This is a genomic window from Chitinivorax tropicus, assembly GCF_014202905.1.
In the GTDB taxonomy this organism is placed as follows: domain Bacteria; phylum Pseudomonadota; class Gammaproteobacteria; order Burkholderiales; family SCOH01; genus Chitinivorax; species Chitinivorax tropicus.
Genome location: NZ_JACHHY010000065.1, coordinates 1 through 2,756 on the forward strand (window position 1 = coordinate 1; position 2,756 = coordinate 2,756).

Annotated in this window: 1 protein-coding gene and 1 pseudogene; both read right to left on the reverse strand. The window is 65.7% G+C overall.

Annotated features, from left to right (window positions below):
* Positions 1–1,740, reverse strand: a pseudogene (locus tag HNQ59_RS19200) (hypothetical protein); the annotation flags it as partial.
* A 41-nt stretch (positions 1,741–1,781) separates the two neighbouring features.
* A partial coding sequence (locus tag HNQ59_RS19205; protein ID WP_184042001.1) for a DUF2345 domain-containing protein occupies positions 1,782–2,756 on the reverse strand: 975 nt, incomplete at its 5' end.

Below are 2,756 nucleotides of genomic sequence, written 5' to 3' on the forward strand. Positions count from 1 at the left end.
TGCTTCGGTGCTGCTGGCCTGCCCTTGTTTGTCCAGTTGTCGGCTGTATTGCTCGGCGGCACTGCTGTGTTCTTCGATGAGGTCGAAGCCTGGCCAGTGCCATTTGGTCTGCCAGCGTACTTTCGGGTCCCCTTGTTCGCAGATCCAGCCGGTCTCGGGGCTGAGTTGTCGCCAGGTCTGTTGTCGGTCGTCTTCAGCTTGGCGGTTGGCGGGCCATTTGTCTACCTCGGCACGGCTGTAGACTTGTGAGAAGTCCAGGGTCTTGGGGCTGGGCTGACTTGTCTGGAGTGGGAATTGGCTCCAGGCGCGTCGTTCCCCGGCCCCCAGTTTGAGGGTGGTGCGTTCCAGCCATAGGGGGTCGCCGTTGGCCACCCAGATTTCCCGTCGGTTGTACCCCAGTCGGGTGGCGGTCTGGGAGTCGGTGGTGGTGTCGGTGTCGCTCGGCCCGATGAAGCGTCCGGTGAAGCTGACGGTCTGGCCTTGGTAGCGGTAGGTCTTGTGTTTGGGTTGGTAGTCGGTCAGTTCGCTTTTGTGGACGATCTGCCGCACCAGGCGGCGGGCTTTCGCCCATTGCCCGCGTTTGGGGCTGTCGGTGGTTTCCACTACGCGGTCGTCTGCGCTCAGGGTGAGGTCGGCGGCCTGCGGTTGGTAGCAGGCGACGCCGGCTTCGATCAGTAGCCGGTCGTGTTGCTTGGCGTCCAGTTGTTGGGCCCGGTCGCGGCTGCGGTTGAGGAAGGCGGGCAGGTCGTCGCCAGCGAAGCATTCCAGGTGCAGCAGGGGGCGGGGCTGGGTGTTGGGCAGGGGGTGGATGTGTTGATGGTGCTGGTAGGTGCCCAGGTGGCCGAGTAAGGCGCCTGCCGAGACGTTGATCGGTTGGGGCAGCAGGTGGATGCCATCCACCGCTGCCGGGGCCGGGGCACGAATCGCTTCCAGGTCGGCTTGGTAAACGTAGCCCAGTGCCTGGCCAGGGGCCGGGGCGGTGGGGATGGTGCCACCTTCGCCGCCGGACAGGACGGCCAGCAGTTCGACGTACCCTGCTTTTTTGTTTGGCGCGGGCCCGCCCAGCCGGAGCTGGGCGCCTTGTGGGATGAGGCCGATGATTTTGTGCGCGGCGTCCCGAATCCGCAGGCCGGTCTGGCCAGGGGCCAGTTTGTCTTCTTTGTCTTTGCAGGCGGTGCCCACTTGGTATTGGTCGCTGCTGGCGGGCCAATGTACGGGCCGCGCTTGCCGGGGGTGGGCGTCATACCCTGCTTTGTCTTGCAGGTGCATGTACAGGCTGAAGAAGATCAGGGTGTCTGCTTTGGGTGGGGGGGCCTTGGCGGCGGCGGCGCCAGGGGGTGGGGTGGTCGGGGTCGCTGGCAGGTGGCCGGCGGCGGCGGGTGGGGTCGGGCTGGGGGCGGCCACTGGCTTGGGCGGCGGCGGGAGCACCAGGGTGTGCCTCACCAGCACGAAGCCGGTGGCGTAGCGTGCTACGCCCTGGGCGCTGGGAAAGCGCAGCTCGGGGTATTGTCCGTCGATCCGGTATGCCACCACTTCCCCGTCGGCAATGCAGCGGACGCCCTCTTGTTTGAAGTGCTGGGCGGTGTTGGAGTCGAAGTGGATGCCGCCATGCCACACGCCTTGTCCGCCGATCGGGTAGAACCCGTCTTCACAGGCTGACAGGCCTTTGAAAAAGACCTGGACGTCCGAGAGATCTTTGCCGTCGGCCAGCGGAAACGGATAGGCCCATTTCTCAATCATGCGTATTGCCTTTCATGCTTGCTGTCGGTGTCATGTCTGTGTCAGCCGGAGAAGTTGAGTCGCCGGATCGGTTTGAGGATGCTCTGCCGGAATTGTGGCAGGGAGGCCGTTGCGTCTGTGGCCGGTCGATAGGTCCGGCTGGCGGCATGGATGGTGAGTTCGCCGGGGCACTGGGCGCTGAAGCCGCCGTCCAGGGTCAGGCTGGCACCGCCAGCGGTCTGGATCACGATCCGTTTCGGGGACGCCAGCGTGGTGTCCGCCTGGGCGCTCTCTGCGCTCAATGCGCCTTGCGCCGCCAGGGTCAGGGTGCTCCCTTGGGCTTGGATCAGCAGTTCGCCTTCGCCGCTGATGACGCTCAGGCCCAACCCTTGGTGTAAGGAGCTGTCCACGACGCCGCTGATCAGGCTGAGGCTCTGCCCGGCGTCCCATCGTTGTTGTTCCCCTGCCGCCAGGCTCTGGTGTCCGCCTGATAGCCAGCTCTGGCTTTCTGCGGCAGCGTACAGGCTGTCACGGCTGGTGGTGAGCTGGCCGCCTCGGCTGGCCAGTAGCAGTACCGGGTCGGTGAGGTGGGGGGTGGTCTGTTGTGCCTGGGCGGCGCCGGTGCGTTTGTGCTGGGCGTCGGTCTGGGCTTGTTGTGGGTCGTTGGCGTCCACGATGCCCTGGGCGCTGTGCACGAGGCCCGGCAGGGCACCCCGTTGGGGGTCGAGCCGGGTGTGCGGGTGTTGCTGGCCGCTGTTGCGCAGGCCTTGGTGTTGGCTGCTTTGTCGGCTCAGGGTCTGGGCCAGGGTGTTGGCTTGTTTGAGTAGGGCCAAGGGGCCGCTCAGTTCGCCTGCCGCTTCGTGTTGGCGAGGGTCGTGTTGGATCGGGTAGCTGCTGAGCAGGAGGCCTTGTCCTGCCCGCACGGCGCCGTAGGCGTCGCTGCGCAGTTCGATGCCTTGGCCACGGTAGCTGCCACGGTAGTTGTCTGCAACATGGCGCAGGTGGCCCAGGTTGAGTTGGCTGTGGCTGGGGCTGCT